Genomic DNA, 19,215 nt, shown 5'->3' with positions numbered 1-19,215 from the left:
TTTTGGATTACAGGACGTTGAAGTGTATAGACGAAGTAGATTATTCTGCATCGGATATTAAAAACAATTTTAAAGGAGAAATTTATGAAAAATAAAATATTAATAGGGACATTGCTAGTTGCATTTGTACTTGCGGTAACAGGATGTGAAGAAAAAGGACCAGCAGAAAAGGCTGGAGAAAAAATTGACAATGTAGCAAGTGACATTAAGGATAATACTAAAGATGCTTTAGACAAAGCTGATGACACGGTAGAAGATGCCGGTGACAAAATAGAGAACAAAACAGATTAATTAGTGTAAATTGCAATTCTATGAAATCTGAACTAAACAAAAAACAGAGAAACTTTTAGTAAAAAAGTGACACAAAAAGTGTCACCAACACATGAATAGATATCGTATATACGGGAATAGGGCATAACTTATCGTTGCACCTTGTATAAATTCTAATATTATTTGTCTTGCAGTTAGAATTTTTCTATTTCCCCTTTTTGCTTAATGCTATTTTGCTATAATCTCTTAAAAAAGATATGCTCAGTAAAAAATATTAATATTGGGCAAGATGCCATTTTGGACAAAATAGTGTAAAAAAATCTATTAGCTCAAAAAATATCTCTACAATTTTGCAGCCAAAAAAATAGTTGTGCTTTTTGGGAGAGATTGTGCATGGATAGTAGAGAATGTAAACAAAAAGTTGTTATAACGTTGATGAATGTGGAGATAAAATGATGCAGACTGCTTGTGGCCTTGACTGTTATGATGCGTGCCGCATCTTGGTAAAAAATGATATTCCTTTAAAAATAGAGGGAGATCAAAAACATCCTGCAGGCAATGGAGCCTTATGTGTTAAGCTCAATAAAATGATTCTTGACGCACCTCGCATAGAAAAACCCCGCATCAATGGAGTAGAGGTAAGTATGGAGGAGGCACTGCAGGCAGCTGCAAGGGCTTTCAAGAATAAAAAAGCATTACTCTGGAGGGGGTCGGGCAATGTGGGAGTAATGCAGGAAGTGACCAATCTTTTTATGGAAAAAATAGAGGGAAGCTTAACAAAAGGCAGTTTGTGTGATGGTGCAGGGGATGCAGGTATCTTGGCAGGAAGAGGGGTAAATAAAATGTTGCCTCTTGAGCAGATACAAAAAGCCGATACGGTTGTTGTGTGGGGCCGCAACCTGACAGTAACCAATGCACATCTTATACCTTTTTTGGAAGGTAAAAAGATTGTTGTGATTGATCCTGTAAAGACTCCCATTGCAAAAAAAGCAGATTTTCATTTGCAGATCAAGCCCAGAACAGATTACTATGTAGCCATTTTGCTTGCAAGGTTTATTTTTATGGAAAACAGCGAAGATAAAAGCTGGATGAATGAATTTGCTTCTTCATATGAAGATTTTTATGATTATACGCGGGAACACCGCATTAAAGCGATTTTAGAATATATCGGTATGGATTTGGGAGATATGGGGCATATGCTGGAGTACTTAAGAAACCAAAAAGTGGTTTTTTTAGTGGGCGTGGGGGTACAAAAATATACAACCGGTTCCTATGTGCTTCATGCGATTGATTCACTTGCCGCAACGCTCGGACTTTTTGGAAAAGAGGGGTGCGGAGTAAGTTATCTTGGCAATTCGAAATGGGGATTTGAAAATCCATTTGATGTGAACTGTTCTCGCGTGTCTAAAGTGACCACACCGTTTTCTCGGTTTGAAACTGTGTTGGTGCAGGGAGGAAATCCTGCAGAATCAATGCCTGACAGCCTGCGTGTTGAAGAGGAGCTGGAGAATGTTGAAAATCTTATTTATTTTGGACTTTACGAAAACGAGACATCCAAAAGAGCAAAGATTGTTTTGCCGGCAAAAAACTTTTTTGAAAAAGAGGACATAAGGCTTAGTTACGGGCATCATTATGTGGAGCCTATGCAAAAGATTAGCGATGCTTCTTTTGGAATCAGTGAATACGATTTGACCAAAAAACTTTTTGATGCCTTTGGTTTTGACGGACTACAAAGCGAAGAGTATTATCTTCGGTTTTGGCTTGACCAGTGCAGGCGGGACCAATGGGGGAATTTTCTTTCTCCTGGATATGAGATATTGCCTTATACGGATGGATTTGGGGAGAGCGGAAGAGAGGAATTTGAGTTTATAGATGACTACAATGATGATTTTATCAATACGAAACATTTTAAAAAGCATCGAAAAGGACATCAGGAGAAACAAAAAGACCAAATCTTTTGGCTCATAAGCTCCAAGGCGGGCAAGTCACTCAATACACAATTTCTAAGAGACAATAAGGTACAACTTCATCCTGCCTTAGGATATGAGGAGGGGGAAACGGTACATATCTCTTCAGAGTATGGTTCGTATGAGTTTATTGTAAAGTTAAATGAAGATGTGCGTAGCGATTGCGTATTGATAACCAACAATACAAAGGGTATCAATAAGCTTACACCGTCAATCGTGAGTGAAGAGGGTGAGAGCGCATGTTATCAGGAAGTAAAAGTACAAATCAAAAGGATATAAAATGAATTTAGAAGAATTAGATAAAAAATATGTATTGCAAACTTATGCGCGTGATTATACCAACTTTGTCAAAGGAGTGGGTTCGGTACTGTATGATGATCAAGGAAAGGATTATATCGATTTTGCTTCGGGCATAGCGGTAAACTCTGTAGGACACGGCAATGAAAGATTGGCTAATGCTATTTGTGAACAAGCCAAAAAGATAATTCATATTTCCAATTTGCAAGTTATAGAGCCCCAGGCAAAACTTGCAGAAAAAATAGTCAAATTAAGCGGATATGATATGAGTGTATTTTTTGCAAATTCAGGGGCCGAGGCTAATGAGGGGGCCATAAAGATTGCACGTAAATACGGTGAAATAAAATTTGATAAAAAACGTTACAAAGTGATTACGCTTGAAGGTTCTTTTCATGGGAGAACGATTACTACAGTCAAAGCCACAGGTCAGGAGCATTTCCATTCTTCTTATTTTTCACCCTATCCTCACGGTTTTTCTTATGAAAATTCTATTGCTGATGTTTATGCTGCCATTGATGATGAAACAGTAGCCGTACTTATAGAGCTGGTGCAAGGAGAAGGAGGTGTTCAGCCGTTTGACAAAGAAGAGATACAAAAGCTTGCCGCTTATTTGAAAAAAGAAGGTATTTTGCTTATTGTGGATGAGGTTCAAACGGGCGTTTTCCGTACAGGAGAATTTTTGGCTTCCAATCTTTATGAAATAGAACCCGACATCATTACTCTGGCAAAAGGACTTGCCGGAGGTGTGCCTATCGGGGCAGTGATGACCAAGCTTAAGGATGTTTTAACTTCAGGAGATCATGGCAGTACTTTCGGCGGCAATTATCTGAGTACGGCAGCGGGATTGACTGTGCTTGAGATACTTGAGGAGATGTACGAGCGAGGCGATATTGCTGAAGCACTTCTTTATTTTGAAAAAAAATTACAGAATATGGTTCAAAAATATTCACATCTCTTTGAAAAAGAAGTGGGTTTGGGTTTAATGCGCGGACTTCGTGCCAAAAGCTCAGAAATTCAAATAAAGACTATCAAGCATAGTATGAAGGAGGGTCTCATTGTATTGAAGGCAGGACGAAATACGGTGCGATTATTGCCAAGTCTTACGATCACAAAGGATGAAATCGATGAGGGGTTTAAGCGTTTTGAAAAAGCTGTCAGTTCTATTGTTTAAAACTAGTATGAGACAAAATTTTATATACCGCACTGGTGTTGATTTGTCCTTTCGGAAAGAATCGCGAAAGCATCTATTCTCAAAAGCCGTGCTTTTAAGTGCAGGAGTATCTTTTTTGGGTATGTTTTCGGCAGGATGTCTTCATGCGGATGAATTGGGCGATATTCTTTCAAAAAATAAAACAGCCTTATTTGATTATCAGTTTCAAAGCAATGATCTTGAGTATGATATATTAAGCAAAAGCTGGATCAATCCTGTTGCGCTTCAGTATAGCAAAACCTATTCAGAACAATATAGCGATAAAACAGTACAGACAGGAAGTTTTAGTATCGGTATCGATCAGCCGATCTTCAAATCAGGAGGAATCTATTATTCCATAAAGTATTCTGAAGCACTGCACGATGCCAATGCCGCTGATATTATGCTCCAAAAACGTCAAATGATCGGCAGTGCCGTGACGCAGCTTTATGCAATGAAAAAACTTGAACTTCAGCAAAAGAAATTGACATATCTCATCAAGAATGATGCGATTGATATCAAACAGAAACGTGAAAATTATGAAGCAGGGCTTTTGGACAGCAGCTATTTGGATCAAGCTCTTTTGCAAAAAAATGTCGATGAGACCTCGCTTTTAGAAACAGAAATTTCTTTAATGCAATCTAGGCAGGAATTTGCACTGCTCAGTGATAAAGATCCAAAGCAGCTGCCGCTGCCCAGACTAAAGCTTATCTCCGCGTCAGACTTCAAGGGATCAAACCTGGAGCTGGCAAGGGAAAGACTGCGAGAAAAAGAGAAGGCATACAATGCAAAAATGACATGGGCCAAGTATCTTCCTGCCATTTCTGTTCAGGGAAGATATACGGATGGCGACGTTAATCCTCTTTATGCTGTTTCAGCAATCAAAGAGAGATATTACAGCTATGGATTTACGATTTCTATGCCAATTGATATCAATTCGTTAAGCGAGGTAGAGGCCGCAAAGGTTGCACGGATGAAAGCGGCTACCGAGGTGATCGATCGGCAAAATATGATCGATGAAGAGTATAATCTGGTTAATCAAAATTTACACATCATAGACAAGAAGATCCAATTGGCCAAAAAAGATGAAAAACTCTATCAAAATCTTTATCAATTGACCCGAAATCTGGAAAAAGCAGGCGAAAAAACTTCCTACGATACAGCAATGATGCAAAATTCTCTACAAATCAAAAAACTTGACCAAAAAATTTATGAAGTGGATAAGCAGATAGAACTTTTGAAGCTTTATATAAAGGTGGCAAATGCGCTTTAGTAGCTACATGAATGAGTGGCTTTATGGCGAAGAGGGGTATTATAAAAATTTTAAAGCCATAGGAAAATCAGGGGATTTTTATACCGCAGTAAGCACTAGCCGCTTTTTTGGTGCAAGTATTGCAAACTATTTTTTGAAGCTTTTAAAAGAGGGCAAAGCAGACAGAAGCGGCTGGCTTATAGAGATCGGAGCACATCGGGGTTATTTGCTTTGCGATATGATACAGTGGCTTTATACGTGTGATCCGGCCTTAATGCATACCCTTCGGTTTGGTATCGTTGAGAGGCAGCCCCATGTGCAAGAAGCGCAGCGCGCCTATATTAAAGAGCGTTTTGGCAATGATGTTGCCGTGACACACTTCAGTGACATGGATGAGGTTAAGGCATCCTATGCATTTGTGGTTGCCAATGAGATTTTTGATGCTTTTCCTTGTGAATTGCTCAAGGATGAAAAAATAGCTTTTGTAGAAAATCATCAAGTGGTCTGGGAAGAAGCCCCGGGTGAAATTTTGAAATGGTCTAGGTCTCATTATCTGAGGCAAGGTGAAATCTCGGTGGGTTATGAAGATTTTGCGAAAGCAATGTCGAAAAACATAACGCATTGTGATTTTATCTCTTTTGATTATGGAGAAAAATATGTGCGAAATGATTTTTCTATACGTATCTACAGAAAGCATGAAACCTTTCCTCTGTTTGATGAAGCTTTGAGGCTTGCAGAAAGCTATAAAAAAGATGATATTACCTATGATGTGAATTTTAAACATGTCGTTGAAGCTTTTGAGGCAGCGGGTTTTAAAGAAGAGGCTTATGAAACACAGGCAAGAGCACTGGTGCGTTTTGGTTTGATTGAAATACTGGAACGGTTTGCAAAAACAGCAACTCAATCCCTCTATACAAGAGAAGCAGATAAGACTAAAACACTAGTATCTCCCACCATGATGGGGGATAGATTTAAGATGATACATTTTAGAAAATAGCTATTGTTGTACTTTTTTAATCATCTGGCAACGCTTTATTGAAGCCTCTTCACTGCCTAGGAGAGCGGTGTATTTATCAAACTTTTCTTGACCAATCATACTGATGCACTCTTCTTTTGTGATGATTGGACCCGGTGCTTCAGGGGGTGTTGATGTTTCCTGCGCATCTGCAGCAACCTTCATTTCTTTGGCATTATCTTCAGGATACATATATTCAGGGCTGAAATTGTTGTCTTCCACTTTTTTCAATGCGATTATTTTTTTTGGTTTTTGCGGTATTTTTTTACTTATGGTCTCTTTTGTTGTATTTTTTTCGTTGTCGGAAATATTCGCTGCTTGGTTTATTTTGGGTGCTACACGAGTATTTTGAGTGGTACATCCTGTGAAAAAAAGTAACATAGAGATAAAAATAATTAGATAGTTCATTTTGAATCCTTTTTTAAATTTATACGATATTGTAGTGCAATCTAAGAGAAATTACAATATTGTTAGATAAAATAAAATCAGCAAGAAGGAGAGTTTATGCAAATTAATGTTAACGGTGAAAAGAAAAATGTTAAGCAAAATATTACAATTTCAGACTTGATAGACATATTGGGAATTAAAGTAAAAGTAATGGCTGCGGCTGTCAATATGGAGATTGTAAAAAAAGAAGAATGGAACATTCATGTACTTCAACAAGATGACAGAATTGAATTATTGCATTTTGTAGGCGGAGGATGAGAATTGTTAGTGCTGCGTAACAACAACCACTGCAATGGCAAATCCTCCATCATGGCTAATCGAAAGAGAACTCTCTTTGATGCGATGTATATTTTGAGCTTCTTGTGACAAAGTAAAAGCAGGTGCGCCTTGTTGATTTTTTACAATGACAATATCATGAAAAGAGAGCCGCCCTCCTATACCGCATCCCAATGCTTTGGAAATTGCTTCTTTTGCAGCCCATAAGCCTGCGACAGTTTCAGCTTTTTGTGCCATAGCCATCTCTTGAGGGGAAAGAAATCTTTCTTTAAATTTAGTGCCGTATTTGGCTATATTTTTCTCTACACGATCAATGCAAATAATATCTGTACCTATTTTCATGAAAGAAGTGTAGCAAAAAGAAGATTACATCCAGTCTACTATTTTGGATACTTCATCTGCTATAAAACATTTGATAGGCGTTTCTTCCAAGGGCTTGTTTGGAATAACTGCTTTTTTAAAACCTTGCGTTTGTATCTCTTTGAGTCTTTGTGTAAGTCCGGACACTTCCCGTATTTCACCTGTAAGGCTTACCTCGCCTAAAAAAAGTGTTTCCGGGCTTAATTCTCTGTTTCGGTAGCTGCTCAAAATAGCTGCAATGATAGCCAGATCTGCAGAGGGCTCATTGACTTTAATGCCGCCGCTTATATTGATAAAAACATCATAAGTTCCCAGGGGCAGATCAAGTTTTTTTTCCAAAAGGGCTAAAAGCATCGTGAGTCGGTTGTTGTCAAAGCCTGTAGAACTTCGTTTGGGATGACCATAGGCTTCGCTGACAAGCGCCTGCACTTCTATGATGATGGGGCGGCTTCCTTCCATAATGACCGTAAGGGCTGATCCTGATTGTAGTTTCTTTTTATTGAAAAACATTCCTCCCATACTTTTAGCATCACTAAGACCCTCTTTGTTCATCTCGAAAATACCTACTTCATTGGTTGAACCAAAGCGATTTTTAAATCCTCTAAGCAGTCTAAGTTCCGAGTTGCTGTCCCCCTCAAAATAAAGCACGGTATCGACCATATGCTCAAGCACTCTAGGCCCGGCAATGGATCCGTCTTTAGTGATATGGCCTATGATAAAAATGGGGATATGCAAACTTTTGGCAATACGCATCAATTCAAAGGTGATCGTACGAACCTGCGTAACAGATCCCGGAGCGGAAGGAGTATCATCGCTATAGAGTGTTTGTATAGAGTCAATCACGATAAACGCATACTTTTCAACGGATATTTCTGAAAGTACTGCAGCAAGGCTGATTTCCGGGAGCAAAAAAAGATTTTCATGATTGGCTTCTAATCGGTTAGCGCGCAGTTTAATTTGTCCTGAAGACTCCTCTCCCGAGACATAAAGTACTTTTTTATCTTCTTTTGCAAGATTGCCGGCTATTTTGAGAAGCAATGTGGATTTCCCTATGCCAGGGCTTCCTCCAATCAAGGTTAGCGATCCAGGAACAATACCTCCCCCCAATACCAAATCAAGCTCTTTGCTTCCTGATGAGAATCGCACGATATTGTCTTCTTCTATCTGCGTAATAGGTCTGGCTTTGCCGGCAGGATTTAGGCCTGTATTGTTTTTGGATACCTCTTCTAAAAATTTGATCTGGTCAGTACTGAGCTCCATCATGGTGTCCCACTGATCGCAGGAGGTGCATTTTCCCATCCATCTGGGAGATTGAAAACCGCACGCTTGACACTCGAAGAGCGTTTTTTTCTTTGCCATACTGTTGCCTTAAGTGTTTAATAAAAATATTATAGTCAAGTAAAGAAAAAGAAATTTTAAAATATGTCAAATTGTAATTTTTTTAAACGTGGAAGCTCTTTTGGGTCTATTTGGTTATAATTTCGCCACTATTTTTTTAAGGATAAAGATTGCGATTTTTAAAAAAGATTCAACAATTGCTCTATTCGCTTTATTTGACAAACAAGTATGGGTTTATGCTCAAAAGGATACAGGATGTGCAAGAAAAGAAAAAACTAAGATTGGCTTATTCCAAAGCGCAACTTGCTGCTCTTAATATTGAAATAAATATAGAAAATAAAGACAAACTTCCTTTCGAGGGACAGTATTTGCTTTTGAGCAATCATAGAACGGTTATCGATCCGCTCATTATCGAAGTAGCATTAGAATATACTAAACTTTTTGGGCTTTGGATTGCAAAAAAAGAACTATATAGCTCTCCTTTCTTCGGGCTTTTTGTGCGCAATGCAGGATCGATACTGATTGACAGAGAAAAGAGTCAGATGAGCGGATTTTTTGCGGACGTAAAAGCGGAAGTACAAAAAGGAGATTCTGTTTTTATTTTTCCTGAAGGCACTCGGAATACTACCGATAAGTCTGTCACTGCATTTAAAGAGGGATCTAGGTTGATCGCTTTAAAAAATAAATTGCCTATTTTGCCTGTATATATCAAAGACAATGCAAGAGAAATTCTCAAAGAGGCACTGTATGATAATTCACAAAAACGCAAAATCACTCTAGTGATAGGCGACATCATAGATTATAAAGATAAGGCAAATTTAGCATTGACGTATAAAGAGAGATTCGGTATTGCATAAAATGAGTTTTGCGTTGTGAAAAAAGAATATTTTTAGATTGATACAATGACAAAGCATGTATCTCAAGAGTATCGCTTGGGAATTATGCCCAAGAGAAAGAGCATGGGCATTGTTTCGTTAAAACAAAATACTATTTTGTAAGTATCGAAAACATTTAAAAATTTGAGTCTATTTTATACAAATATTTCATCTAAAATCGTATTGACATATTCGTTGGCTTTAAATCGAATAAGGTCTTTCGGCTGCTCTCCGGTACCGATATAAAAAATAGGCAGCCGAAGCTCATCTGCTATGCTAAGCACAGAGCCGCCTTTTGCCGTCCCGTCAAGTTTGGTAATGATGATTCCGTCAATGCCGATCATTTCATTAAAGGTTTTTGCTTGATTGATGGCAGAAGTTCCTTGGGTGCCGTCTAAAATAAGCATTTTGCGATGAGGAGCTCCCTCTAGTGATTTGTTTGCAACACGTATCATTTTTTTTAGTTCTTCGGCGAGATTGGTTTGAGTGTGAAGCCTTCCTGCGGTGTCGATAATGACATGATCTATCTTTTTGGCTTTTGCAGATTCGATAGTGTCGTAAACTACTGCCGACGGATCATGTCCTTGCCGTGTGGCAACAATCGGTATATTCAGTTTGTCTGCCCATCTGCTCAGCTGCTCTATGGCTGCGGCACGAAAGGTGTCACCCGCACCAAGGATCACGCTATGTCCGGCTTCTTTGTAGCGGTAAGCCAGCTTGGAGATGGTTGTTGTTTTGCCTGCACCGTTTACACCAATAATCATCTCTACATAAGGTTTTGCTCCGCTTTCTTTGAAGTCAGCTTTGTATTGGAATACAGAGATAAGTGAGTTAAATGCTTGAATACGATTTATTTTGGCACCCAGAGGCTCCAGCAATCTTTCTAGGAGATCGTAACTTACATCCGCTTCCAACAAGATATCTTCAAACTCTTCTTTGGATATTTCCTTGCGTTTGGTAGGCACTATTTCTTTGATCGCTTCGTTTGTTTTGCCTAATACTTTTTTAAACAGGTTGAACATATATTTAAAATCCTTTATTCTTGTTTTAAGTCTTTGATCGCTTCTCGTATATCATGCTCTAGTATTTCTATGGGAACCGCACCTTCATAATGCGAAAAATATTTTCCGTTATGATAAATTATGGTAAGAGGAAGAGAAAAATTACTGTCAAGATCCAATCCTTCTGCTATTTTTGTTGCCAAAGCATCGTTCTCCAGGGTAGTAGAAATATAATAATCGGCATGATTTTCTTGGATGAATTTTTCCAGTACTTCTCGCGTTGGAGTATCATTAACCGTAATCCCTGCAATAAAAAGTTCTTGAGGATATTTTTGTTGAAGATCTGACAGATAAGGAGCTTCTCCTGCACAAGGAGGACACCAGGTAGCAAAAAAATGGAATATTACCACAGGAGTATTGATCCCTTCCAGGAAGATAGCTCTATCCTTCAGTGTTCCTTTATGGCTCTTTTGCTGCAAATCACTTAGTGTAAATGCATAAGTCGCAATTTGAGTGACATTGCCGTTGAGTGAAATATTTTTTTCCGGAAATGATTCATTTTTGTCTGTTTGTACTATTTGGGTTGTATTTTCTGTGACAATGGTAGAATTTTTATTTTTTTTATCGTCACACCCCCCCAATACAAAGAGAATGATGATAAACAAAAGAGAATACACTTTTTTCAAACTCTTCCTTTGGGTATAATAATCTAAATTATAACGAAAGAGCACTTAGGGATATGATGAATAAAAATAGTTTTAGAGCTTTATGCTTAAAACGTTTGGAAAAAGCAAGCAAAACCGGCGCATTTAAAAAGGATAAGATCGTTTTGGATTCGCTTTATCAACTTATAAACCAATGCAAAGCAAAAAGAATTATGCTTTACCTTCCGTTGGGCACCGAAGTGAATATCAATCCTCTCATCAACCGTTTGCGTAGAGAAAAAAAAGATCTCTATGTGCCTTTTATGGAAGGTAAAAGTTTTAGATTGGTAAAATATAGATTACCGCTAGAAAAAAAACGCTTTGGGATTAAAGAGCCTAAAGACTCAAGACAATTTAAAAAGAAACAAATAGATTTAGCTATCGTACCTATAGTGGGATCCGACAGTACATTAAGGCGTGTCGGCTTTGGCAAAGGCATGTATGATAGATTTTATGAAAAAGAGATTAAAAATATCAAAAAAACTGTATTTGTAGCACGTCAATGGTGCTACAGCAAGAAAGAAGTCACAGATCATTATGATGTGAAGGCTGATAGCATTATCACGCCGCAGTATATACATTTTTAGGCTTTTTCTTTCACAATTAAAGGAAAAACAATGTTGGGAATTATAGGAGCATCAGGTATCGCCGGTGCAGCCATAGGGGCTGGAGGTTTTTATCTATGGCTTAAAAATAGTACATATAACAGATTTTCGCATATAGAACTCGAAATGAAGGCAAAGGCAAAAGCTATAGAAAACGAGGCTGAACTTTTGCTGCAAGAATCCAGGGTAAAAATTAAAGAAAATGAGATAGAGCAAGAACGTGAATTTCAAAAAAATTTGGCACAGATAGAGGAGCGGCAGAGAACGTTAATTCTGCAAACAAAAGAGATTGCCTCCAAAGAAAAAAAACTTGACTCTCTTATAAGTAAAGTTAGAAATAAAGAAACAAGTTTGGAAAAACTTGAAGCCAAAAAGCAAGAGGCAATCATGCAGACCATTGATAAAATGCAGCATATAGCTTCTCTCACAAAAGAGGAGGCAAAGACTTATATTCTTGAAAAAGTAGAAGAGTTGAGTCGTGCCGAAGTGGCAGGCATTGTACGCAAATATGAACAGTTAGCCAAAGAAGAGGGTGAGCGAAAAGCCAATTATATTTTAGCGCAGGCTACTACGCGTTATGCAGGTGAGTTTGCAGGGGAAAGACTAATCAATATTGTTACTTTGCCTAGCGATGAACACAAGGGGCGTATCATTGGCAAAGAAGGACGCAATATTAAAACTTTAGAGATGCTGCTGGGTGTTGATATAGTCATAGACGAAACGCCCGGAGTGATACTGGTAAGCAGCTTCAATCTTTACCGAAGAGCCATCGCAACCAGAGTCATAGAGATTTTAGTAGAGGATGGGCGTATCCATCCGGGCCGGATTGAAGAAGTGCATGAAAAAGTAGAGAAAGAATTTGAGCAAAAAACATACGAAGAGGGAGAAAATATTCTAATAGATTTAGGGCTTTTTCCTATGCATGAGGAGCTTGTCAAGCTTTTAGGTCGTATGAAATACCGTGCCAGTTATGGACAGAATGCTCTGGCGCATACACTTGAGGTTGCTAAACTTGCCAGAGTGATGGCAGCAGAGATGGGGGGAGACGAAAAGCTTGCAATGCGTGCAGGATTACTGCATGACATTGGCAAAGCATTGACGCAGGATATGGGCGGCTCCCATGTAGATATAGGCGCAGAACTTTGCAGAAAGCACAATGAACACCCTGTGGTAATCAATGCGATCTACGCCCATCATGGGCATGAAAAACCAAACAGCATTGAGAGTGCGGCCGTTTGTGCTGCTGATGCGCTTTCGGCTGCACGGCCGGGAGCAAGACGGGAGGTTTTGGAGAGTTTTACAAAGCGGGTCAAAGAGATAGAACAGATCGCCATTTCTAAAGAATATGTAGAAAATGCCTATGCTATCAATGCAGGAAGAGAGATACGTGTCTTTGTCAATGCTAGCAAAATGAGTGACAATGAAGCAGTGCTGCTAAGCAAGGAGATTGCAAAAGAGATAGAAGATAGGGTACAATATCCGGGCGAAATAAAAGTCAATGTTATTAGAGAAACGCGGGCGACATACTATGCAAGATAGAAGAATAGCAGCGTCAGCGTAGCCTGCGGGACTTTGTTTCGTAGGCGTTATATTAAAAAGTGTGGCTTGGCCGCACGAGCCCGCTGCTGAAGCGGACATAGCGTCAGCGTAGCCTGCGGGACTTTGTTTCGTAGGCGTTATATTAAATAAAAAAGGTAAAAAAATGGATCGATGTAAAGAAATCAAAGCACGCTTAAGAATGGAAGAACGTTATGGGGGGTTGAGTCTTGTTTTTGGCGACAACCAAAGCTTGAAAAAAGAGATTTTGCAAGTAATTGATGACGTAAAGAAAGAGACAGGACAAGCCCCTTTGATTTTTGACAAAATTTCAACCGAACACCCAGAAATTCAAGCGATTTGTTTAGAGTTTCACGATGATATGCACAGGGAGGGCGGCGATTTTTTTACTAAAGTGCTTAAAAAATTAAAAATAGATAAATGTGATAAGGGTGTATAATGAAAAAATGGTTACAAACACTGTTGTGTATAGGATTTTTGTCGGCAAATACATATGCTGCAGAGGTGTCCAAACCCCAAGAAAATCAAACAGTATCGCCCGTGGTAGTACTTGAGACAAATGTTGGGAATATTGAGCTTAAACTTTATCCTGAAGCTGCGCCTTTGGCTGTAGAGAATTTTGTCACACATGTTAAAAACGGCTATTATGACGGCATTATCTTTCACCGTGTCATCAAAGGTTTTATGATCCAGGGGGGTGACCCCACAGGCACAGGCATGGGAGGAGAGTCAATTTGGAAAAAAGAGTTTAAAAATGAGTATGCCCCCAATTTGGTTTTTGACAAACCTTTTTTGCTTGCTATGGCAAACAGGGGGCCTAACACCAACGGGAGCCAATTTTTTATCACTGTGGCGCCCACTGCATGGCTAAATGGAGGATATACGATCTTTGGAGAGGTGATCAAAGGACAAGAAGTGGTCCAAAAGATTGAAAATGTCACAGTTTCCCCCGGCAACGACAGACCGTTGTTTGATCAAGTCATAAAAAAAGCCTACCTTAGATAGTTTTATGGATTTAGCCGCATTACGCCATGAGCGCCAAAAATGGTTGGGATGGAAAAATATTGCACCGCTTCAGGAAGCCGTGCAAAGCTTACCTTGCTTGGATAGCCATATTACGCTAGGTGACTGCGTCACTATCGCTTTTGATGCCGTCACGCCAGAACAGCAGGCTCTCATTGAGGAGACGGCTCGCATGATGAAACCTTGGCGCAAGGGACCCTTTAGGGTGGATTCTTTATTGATTGATACCGAGTGGCAGAGTTTTATCAAGTATAATCTGCTTGAGCCATTTTTTGACCTCAAAGACAAAATTGTAGGCGATATCGGTTGCAATAATGGCTACTATTTGTTTCGTATGCTAAAGCACAATCCCAAAAAACTTGTAGGATTTGACCCCTCGGCACTCTATTATACGCAGTTTGCGTTTATCGATCATTTTATTCAGAGTGATATCACTTATGAGCTTTTAGGCGTTGAGCACGTAGAATATTACGAGCATCGGTTTGATGTGCTTTTTTGTCTGGGGGTTCTCTATCATCGCTCCGATCCTGTTTTAATGCTTAAATCTCTCTATAAAGGGCTCAATCAAGGCGGTGAACTGATTTTGGATACATTTATGATAGACGGGGAAGGGGAGCTCTGTCTCACGCCAAAAGACCGATATTCAAAGATTCCCAATATCTATTTCATTCCTACAGTCAATGCGCTTAAAAACTGGTGCTTTAGAGCCGGGTTTGATGAGGTGGAGATACTTGCTGTGATGAAAACAGATCTCAATGAGCAGCGAAAAACTGAGTGGATAGATACCCAAAGTCTGGGGGATTTTCTAGACCCTAATGATTCTACAAAGACGATAGAGGGCTATCCTGCGCCCAAAAGAGTTTACATTAAGGCAAAAAAGCTTGTAAAATTATAGGCAAATAGAAGGTCATTGCATAAAAAGTAATAAAATATCCAAGATAACCTAAAAGTTACTTTTATTTTTAAATAAGCTACTTTTCGCTATAAATAGCCAATTAAAAAAGGAAACCGCTTTTCATTAAGTTTTAGGATGTTTTCTTTGGTTAGGTAGGAAAGCGCATAAATGAGAATATTAACAGTAGGTTTTGAAGAAGAGTACGTCAAACACCTTGAAGCAGAATTAGATAAATATTTTATCTGTATCGTTGACAATGCAAGAGACATGTATGATGCAACCAACTTTACGGATTTTAGACATTATGAATTGGTGATTATTGTGGATGAGGGTGTCAGGTTTTCGCTGGAGCGCTATGTTAATGAGGTGAAAAAGAAAAAGAGCGAAACAAAGATTATGATATTGACGAGCAATTATCGTCAGCAAGCCGGTTTTTTCTCTTTGGGCGTGGATGATGTCATCTATCAGCATTGTGAGTATCCGGATCTTGTTGCAGCGAGAGTGCTGGCAAACATGAGACATCTTTTTGGTACCAAAGTTGATATAGGCAAGTTGGTGATTGATATCGCCAATAAAAAAATAGAATATGATGAGAAAATTGTTTCACTTAACGGAAAGACATTTGATATTTTGGCCTATCTGGCATTACGTAAACAGCGTGTATTTTCAAAAGACGAAATTATCAACGCGCTATGGGAAGAACCTGAATACGTGAGCGACAACACAGTTGAGGTAGCAATCAACCAAATACGCAAACGCTTAAAAAGCATTTTGGGCTTTCAGGTGATACACACCGTAAGACGTCGCGGATATAAATTTTCATATTAATGTGAAAAAGTCAGGCGCCTTATGAGTTGATGGTGTGCTTGACTTGTTCAATCCAATAAGGCATTGTTTTTTGTTCTGCCTTGAGCGTAGTATTCATTCCGTGGCCAGGGTAGATTGTGTAATCTTCTTTGGTTTTCATTGCTTTTTCCAAACTCTTTACCATTTCTTTACCGTCTGATGCAGGAAAGTCCCATCTGCCGATAGACCGTTCAAAGAGAAAATCGCCGCTAAACCAGACATCGCCGATTTGGATTACACTGCAACCCGGCGTATGCCCCGGAAAATGGAGAAATGTGATTTTTACGTTTTTGATTTCAATAGTTTCGTCATTGCTGACAAGATAATCCGGTTTACTTGGAGGGGTTCCTTGCCCAAGCGGATCATTCATTAACATGAACAGATCCTCTTTTGGGGCATAAAGAGGGATGTTGAGTTTCTCTTTAAGTTCGGCATTGCTCCACACGTGATCAAAATGTCCATGTGTGTTTAGAATGGCTACAGGATTGACTGTATGTTCCATGACCCATTTGGCCGCACCGACACCGGGATCAATAATAAAATCTTTGCCGTCAACAGTGACAATATAGCAGTTGGTTTGATAGGGTCCCATAGGTTGGATTTTGATTTGCATGTTATAATTCTCCTATGAATATATACGATGTTTTAAAAACAGCCATTTTAAGTGATGATATTGTCATGAAAGAGGTATTGACTGTTCAATGTTTGGAGTATTGTACCAAAAATGAAATAAGCCAAAGCGTCGATTTTGTTCCTGTGGTATTTGAGAAGCCTTCGTATGCTTCAAAATGTCAAATTGTTGATCCCAGGGCACTCCCCGAAAGAAAAGATTTTGACACACCGGAAGGATTGGCAGTCTTAGTGCACGCTATTGCACATATCGAATATTCTGCTATCGACTTGGCGCTGGATGCCGTGTATCGTTATCCGAAAATGCCGATGGCTTACAAGATGGATTGGCTTGAAGTTGCCCAGGATGAAATACGTCATTATAAAATGCTTGAAGCGCTGCTTGGGTCACTGGGTTATGTTTATGGGGATTTTCCTGTGCATTGCGGGCTTTTTGATGCGGCACACCATACCGCACAAAGTATCTTGGATCGCATGGCTGTTGTGCCCCGTTATTATGAAGCCTCCGGGCTTGATGTTAATCCTCAAATTATTAAAAAACTTGAAAATAAACATAAAGATCCTAAGGTCGCGGTATTGATAAATGCTTTGAGGGTGATCTATCAAGAAGAGATAGTCCATGTGCACAAAGGGGATAAATGGTTCAAATATCTTTGCAAAAAAGAAGGCGTGAAAGAGAGTGTCTATTTTGACATACTTGATCGTTACAAATTGTTTGCAAAGCATAGACCGCATATCAATGTTGCTGCAAGAAAAGAAGCAGGGTTTACTTGTGAAGAGATTAAAAAACTGGGCGCAAAAGAATGTCTCTAATGCATTTTTTTGAAACACTTTTTTTTGCCCCTCGATGGTATCATTATCTATTTATTGCGCTTCTTTCCCCTTTTGCCATAGGGTATGGTATTGTAATGTCGATACGCAGAAGTTTTACAAAGAAAAAGAAATTTGATATACCTATTGTGAGTGTAGGCAATCTGGTGGTTGGAGGATCGGGCAAAACCCCTTTTGTTATTGCGCTTGCTTCAAGATACAAACATGCGACCATTATTTCCAGGGGATATGGAAGACAGAGCAAGGGACTGATCGAAATAAGCAAAGAGGGACGCATACTGGCAGATGTACATCAAAGCGGAGATGAGCCTATGCTTATGGCTCAAAGCTTGCCTGAGTGTTCGGTCATTGTAAGCGAAGATAGGTATAAGGCTATACGTTTTGCGATAAATCAAGGTGCAAAGCTGATTATTTTGGATGACGGATTTAATAGAATGGAGATAGAAAAGTTTGAGATTCTCTTAGAGCCTTCAAGTATACAAAATATTTTACCTTTTCCGGCCGGACCGATGCGAGAATTTTATTTTAACCGAAAATATGCCGATGTGATAGCCAAAGAACAAAACGATTTTATCCGTCATGTTTCCATACAGAACCCTACATCCAAGATGGTATTGGTTACGGCTATTTCAAATCCGCAAAGATTGGAGCCTTATCTTCCAAAAGTTGAAATCGTGGCAAAAATCTATTTTCAGGATCATGCTTATTTTGAAGAATCTGCATTGAAAAAAATATTAAAACAGTATGAAGCCACCAGCCTTTTGTGCACTTCTAAAGACAAAGTAAAGATGAAAGGGTTTAAGTTGCCTATCTCTGAAATGAAGTTAAAATTAGAAATTAAAAATCATATTTTTGAGAGTGTTGATATCTATATCAAAAAGAGTATAAAAAAAGATTAAATCAAAACAGGAAGCAAAAGCAGTCGGTCAAGAAAAAGTGAAAAGATTTGCTAAAAAAGGAGATTATGTAATGAAAAAAAATATTGAAGTTGTAAAAACGCTATTGGATGCTTTGCCTTTTATCAAAAAATTTGCAAATGAAAAAATTGTTATCAAATATGGAGGTTCGGCACAAACCAGTGATACCCTTAAAGAGCAGTTCGCTCAGGACATCGTGTTGTTACATTTGGTGGGTATGAAGCCTATTATTGTGCACGGCGGCGGAAAAAGCATTACAAGCTTATTGACAGATTTAGGTGTTGAAACTAAATTTGTAGAAGGACAAAGGGTAACTACCAAAGAAGTGATGCGCATTGTCGAGATGGTGCTTAGCGGAGAAATTAACAAGGAGATTGTAGCCCTCCTTAATAATCACGGCACAAAAGCTATCGGAATATCCGGAAAGGATGCCAATTTTTTGCAGGCGCGGCCAAAAGATTTTGAACAATTTGGCTATACAGGTATTATTGAACATGTCAATCCTGAAATTGTAGAAAACATTATTGAGGACGGATTCGTGCCGGTGATCGCTCCTATCGCTACATGCAGTACAATCGGGCACCCCGGTTTTAATATCAATGCGGATCTGGCAGCAAGTCAGATTGCTATAGCTTTGCAAGCCCGCAAGATTCTTTTTTTAACAGATACTCCGGGAGTTCTGGATAAAGAAATGAATCTTATTACCAATCTGGATATTGAAAAAACACAAAAACTCAAAGAAGACGGCACAATTAGCGGAGGGATGATTCCCAAAGTAGATGCATGCATAGAAGCGCTTCGGGGCGGGGTTAAAAAGGCACATATTATTGATGGAAGGGTTGAGCATTCTTTGTTGCTGGAAATATTGACCAGCAGCGGGGTGGGTACATGTATTGAGCTATAAAGCCAAGAGACGTAAC

Annotated in this window: 22 protein-coding genes; 16 read left to right on the top strand and 6 right to left on the bottom strand. The window is 39.0% G+C overall.

The genetic code is table 11. The features are described 5' to 3' along the window. Positions 1-84: 84 nt before the first annotated feature. The 5 genes from CFH81_03485 (at position 85) to CFH81_03465 (ending at position 5,972) form a co-directional block, all read left to right on the top strand. Positions 85-291: a hypothetical protein gene (locus CFH81_03485; protein ID DAB41365.1), complete on the top strand. Its 207-nt coding sequence runs from the start codon at positions 85-87 to the stop codon at positions 289-291. 431 nt (positions 292-722) lie between these two features. Beyond that, positions 723-2,516: a molybdopterin oxidoreductase gene (locus CFH81_03480; GenBank protein DAB41364.1), complete on the top strand. Its 1,794-nt coding sequence runs from the start codon at positions 723-725 to the stop codon at positions 2,514-2,516. Position 2,517: 1 nt separating this feature from the next. Beyond that, positions 2,518-3,705: an aspartate aminotransferase family protein gene (locus CFH81_03475; GenBank protein DAB41363.1), complete on the top strand. Its 1,188-nt coding sequence runs from the start codon at positions 2,518-2,520 to the stop codon at positions 3,703-3,705. 121 nt (positions 3,706-3,826) lie between these two features. Beyond that, positions 3,827-4,996 (top strand): hypothetical protein, encoded by a 1,170-nt coding sequence (locus CFH81_03470; GenBank protein DAB41437.1) that lies wholly within the window; start codon positions 3,827-3,829, stop codon positions 4,994-4,996. A 7-nt stretch (positions 4,997-5,003) separates the two neighbouring features. Beyond that, on the top strand, positions 5,004-5,972 hold the full coding sequence (locus CFH81_03465) for a hypothetical protein (protein ID DAB41436.1): 969 nt from the start codon (positions 5,004-5,006) through the stop codon (positions 5,970-5,972). On the opposite strand, the gene CFH81_03460 is transcribed toward CFH81_03465, so the two are convergent. Continuing rightward, positions 5,973-6,398 (bottom strand): hypothetical protein, encoded by a 426-nt coding sequence (locus CFH81_03460; GenBank protein DAB41362.1) that lies wholly within the window; start codon positions 6,396-6,398, stop codon positions 5,973-5,975. It abuts the gene before it with no gap. Between the two features lie 96 nt (positions 6,399-6,494). Between CFH81_03460 and thiS the strand changes: the two genes are divergently transcribed. Beyond that, positions 6,495-6,695, top strand: a complete 201-nt coding sequence (gene thiS, locus CFH81_03455) for a thiamine biosynthesis protein ThiS (GenBank protein DAB41361.1) — start codon at positions 6,495-6,497, stop codon at positions 6,693-6,695. 6 nt (positions 6,696-6,701) lie between these two features. Here thiS and CFH81_03450 read toward each other — a convergent pair whose 3' ends face one another. Both CFH81_03450 and CFH81_03445 read right to left on the bottom strand, forming a co-directional pair. Then, positions 6,702-7,055: a holo-ACP synthase gene (locus CFH81_03450; GenBank protein ID DAB41360.1), complete on the bottom strand. Its 354-nt coding sequence runs from the start codon at positions 7,053-7,055 to the stop codon at positions 6,702-6,704. A 24-nt stretch (positions 7,056-7,079) separates the two neighbouring features. Continuing rightward, positions 7,080-8,432, bottom strand: coding sequence for a DNA repair protein RadA (locus CFH81_03445; GenBank protein DAB41359.1), 1,353 nt, complete (start codon positions 8,430-8,432; stop codon positions 7,080-7,082). A 215-nt stretch (positions 8,433-8,647) separates the two neighbouring features. Between CFH81_03445 and CFH81_03440 the strand changes: the two genes are divergently transcribed. Next, complete coding sequence (locus CFH81_03440; protein DAB41435.1) at positions 8,648-9,268, top strand: 1-acyl-sn-glycerol-3-phosphate acyltransferase; 621 nt, start codon at positions 8,648-8,650, stop codon at positions 9,266-9,268. A gap of 173 nt (positions 9,269-9,441) precedes the next feature. On the opposite strand, the gene CFH81_03435 is transcribed toward CFH81_03440, so the two are convergent. Both CFH81_03435 and CFH81_03430 read right to left on the bottom strand, forming a co-directional pair. Further along, positions 9,442-10,308, bottom strand: a complete 867-nt coding sequence (locus CFH81_03435) for a signal recognition particle-docking protein FtsY (GenBank protein ID DAB41358.1) — start codon at positions 10,306-10,308, stop codon at positions 9,442-9,444. A 14-nt stretch (positions 10,309-10,322) separates the two neighbouring features. Then, entirely contained in the window at positions 10,323-11,018 is a 696-nt protein-coding gene (locus tag CFH81_03430; GenBank protein ID DAB41357.1) for a hypothetical protein, read from the bottom strand. Positions 11,019-11,026: 8 nt separating this feature from the next. Between CFH81_03430 and CFH81_03425 the strand changes: the two genes are divergently transcribed. From CFH81_03425 to CFH81_03400, 6 genes are all read left to right on the top strand, one after another. Continuing rightward, positions 11,027-11,578 (top strand): 5-formyltetrahydrofolate cyclo-ligase, encoded by a 552-nt coding sequence (locus tag CFH81_03425; GenBank protein DAB41356.1) that lies wholly within the window; start codon positions 11,027-11,029, stop codon positions 11,576-11,578. A gap of 30 nt (positions 11,579-11,608) precedes the next feature. Next, positions 11,609-13,135 (top strand): ribonuclease Y, encoded by a 1,527-nt coding sequence (rny, locus tag CFH81_03420; GenBank protein ID DAB41355.1) that lies wholly within the window; start codon positions 11,609-11,611, stop codon positions 13,133-13,135. A 163-nt stretch (positions 13,136-13,298) separates the two neighbouring features. Then, positions 13,299-13,592, top strand: a complete 294-nt coding sequence (locus CFH81_03415; GenBank protein ID DAB41354.1) for a hypothetical protein — start codon at positions 13,299-13,301, stop codon at positions 13,590-13,592. After that, complete coding sequence (locus CFH81_03410; protein DAB41353.1) at positions 13,592-14,158, top strand: peptidylprolyl isomerase; 567 nt, start codon at positions 13,592-13,594, stop codon at positions 14,156-14,158. Before CFH81_03415 ends, CFH81_03410 begins: the two co-directional genes overlap by 1 nt. Before the next feature lie 4 nt (positions 14,159-14,162). Then, on the top strand, positions 14,163-15,071 hold the full coding sequence (locus CFH81_03405; protein DAB41352.1) for a tRNA 5-methoxyuridine(34)/uridine 5-oxyacetic acid(34) synthase CmoB: 909 nt from the start codon (positions 14,163-14,165) through the stop codon (positions 15,069-15,071). A gap of 168 nt (positions 15,072-15,239) precedes the next feature. Next, a complete protein-coding gene (locus tag CFH81_03400) occupies positions 15,240-15,899 on the top strand; it encodes a transcriptional regulator (protein DAB41351.1) in 660 nt (219 codons plus the stop codon). Between the two features lie 19 nt (positions 15,900-15,918). On the opposite strand, the gene CFH81_03395 is transcribed toward CFH81_03400, so the two are convergent. Continuing rightward, positions 15,919-16,530: an MBL fold metallo-hydrolase gene (locus CFH81_03395; GenBank protein DAB41350.1), complete on the bottom strand. Its 612-nt coding sequence runs from the start codon at positions 16,528-16,530 to the stop codon at positions 15,919-15,921. A gap of 14 nt (positions 16,531-16,544) precedes the next feature. On the opposite strand from CFH81_03395, the gene CFH81_03390 reads away from it, so the two are divergent. The 3 genes from CFH81_03390 (at position 16,545) to argB (ending at position 19,199) form a co-directional block, all read left to right on the top strand. Beyond that, positions 16,545-17,360 (top strand): hypothetical protein, encoded by an 816-nt coding sequence (locus CFH81_03390; GenBank protein ID DAB41349.1) that lies wholly within the window; start codon positions 16,545-16,547, stop codon positions 17,358-17,360. Continuing rightward, positions 17,351-18,277, top strand: a complete 927-nt coding sequence (locus CFH81_03385) for a tetraacyldisaccharide 4'-kinase (protein ID DAB41348.1) — start codon at positions 17,351-17,353, stop codon at positions 18,275-18,277. Before CFH81_03390 ends, CFH81_03385 begins: the two co-directional genes overlap by 10 nt. Before the next feature lie 70 nt (positions 18,278-18,347). Beyond that, entirely contained in the window at positions 18,348-19,199 is an 852-nt protein-coding gene (argB, locus tag CFH81_03380; protein ID DAB41347.1) for an acetylglutamate kinase, read from the top strand. Positions 19,200-19,215 lie beyond the last annotated feature (16 nt).

The sequence above is a fragment of the Sulfurovum sp. UBA12169 genome, assembly GCA_002742845.1.
In the GTDB taxonomy this organism is placed as follows: domain Bacteria; phylum Campylobacterota; class Campylobacteria; order Campylobacterales; family Sulfurovaceae; genus Sulfurovum.
Note: the sequence above shows the minus strand (reverse complement) of the source record. Positions and strands in the feature narration are given on the sequence as shown.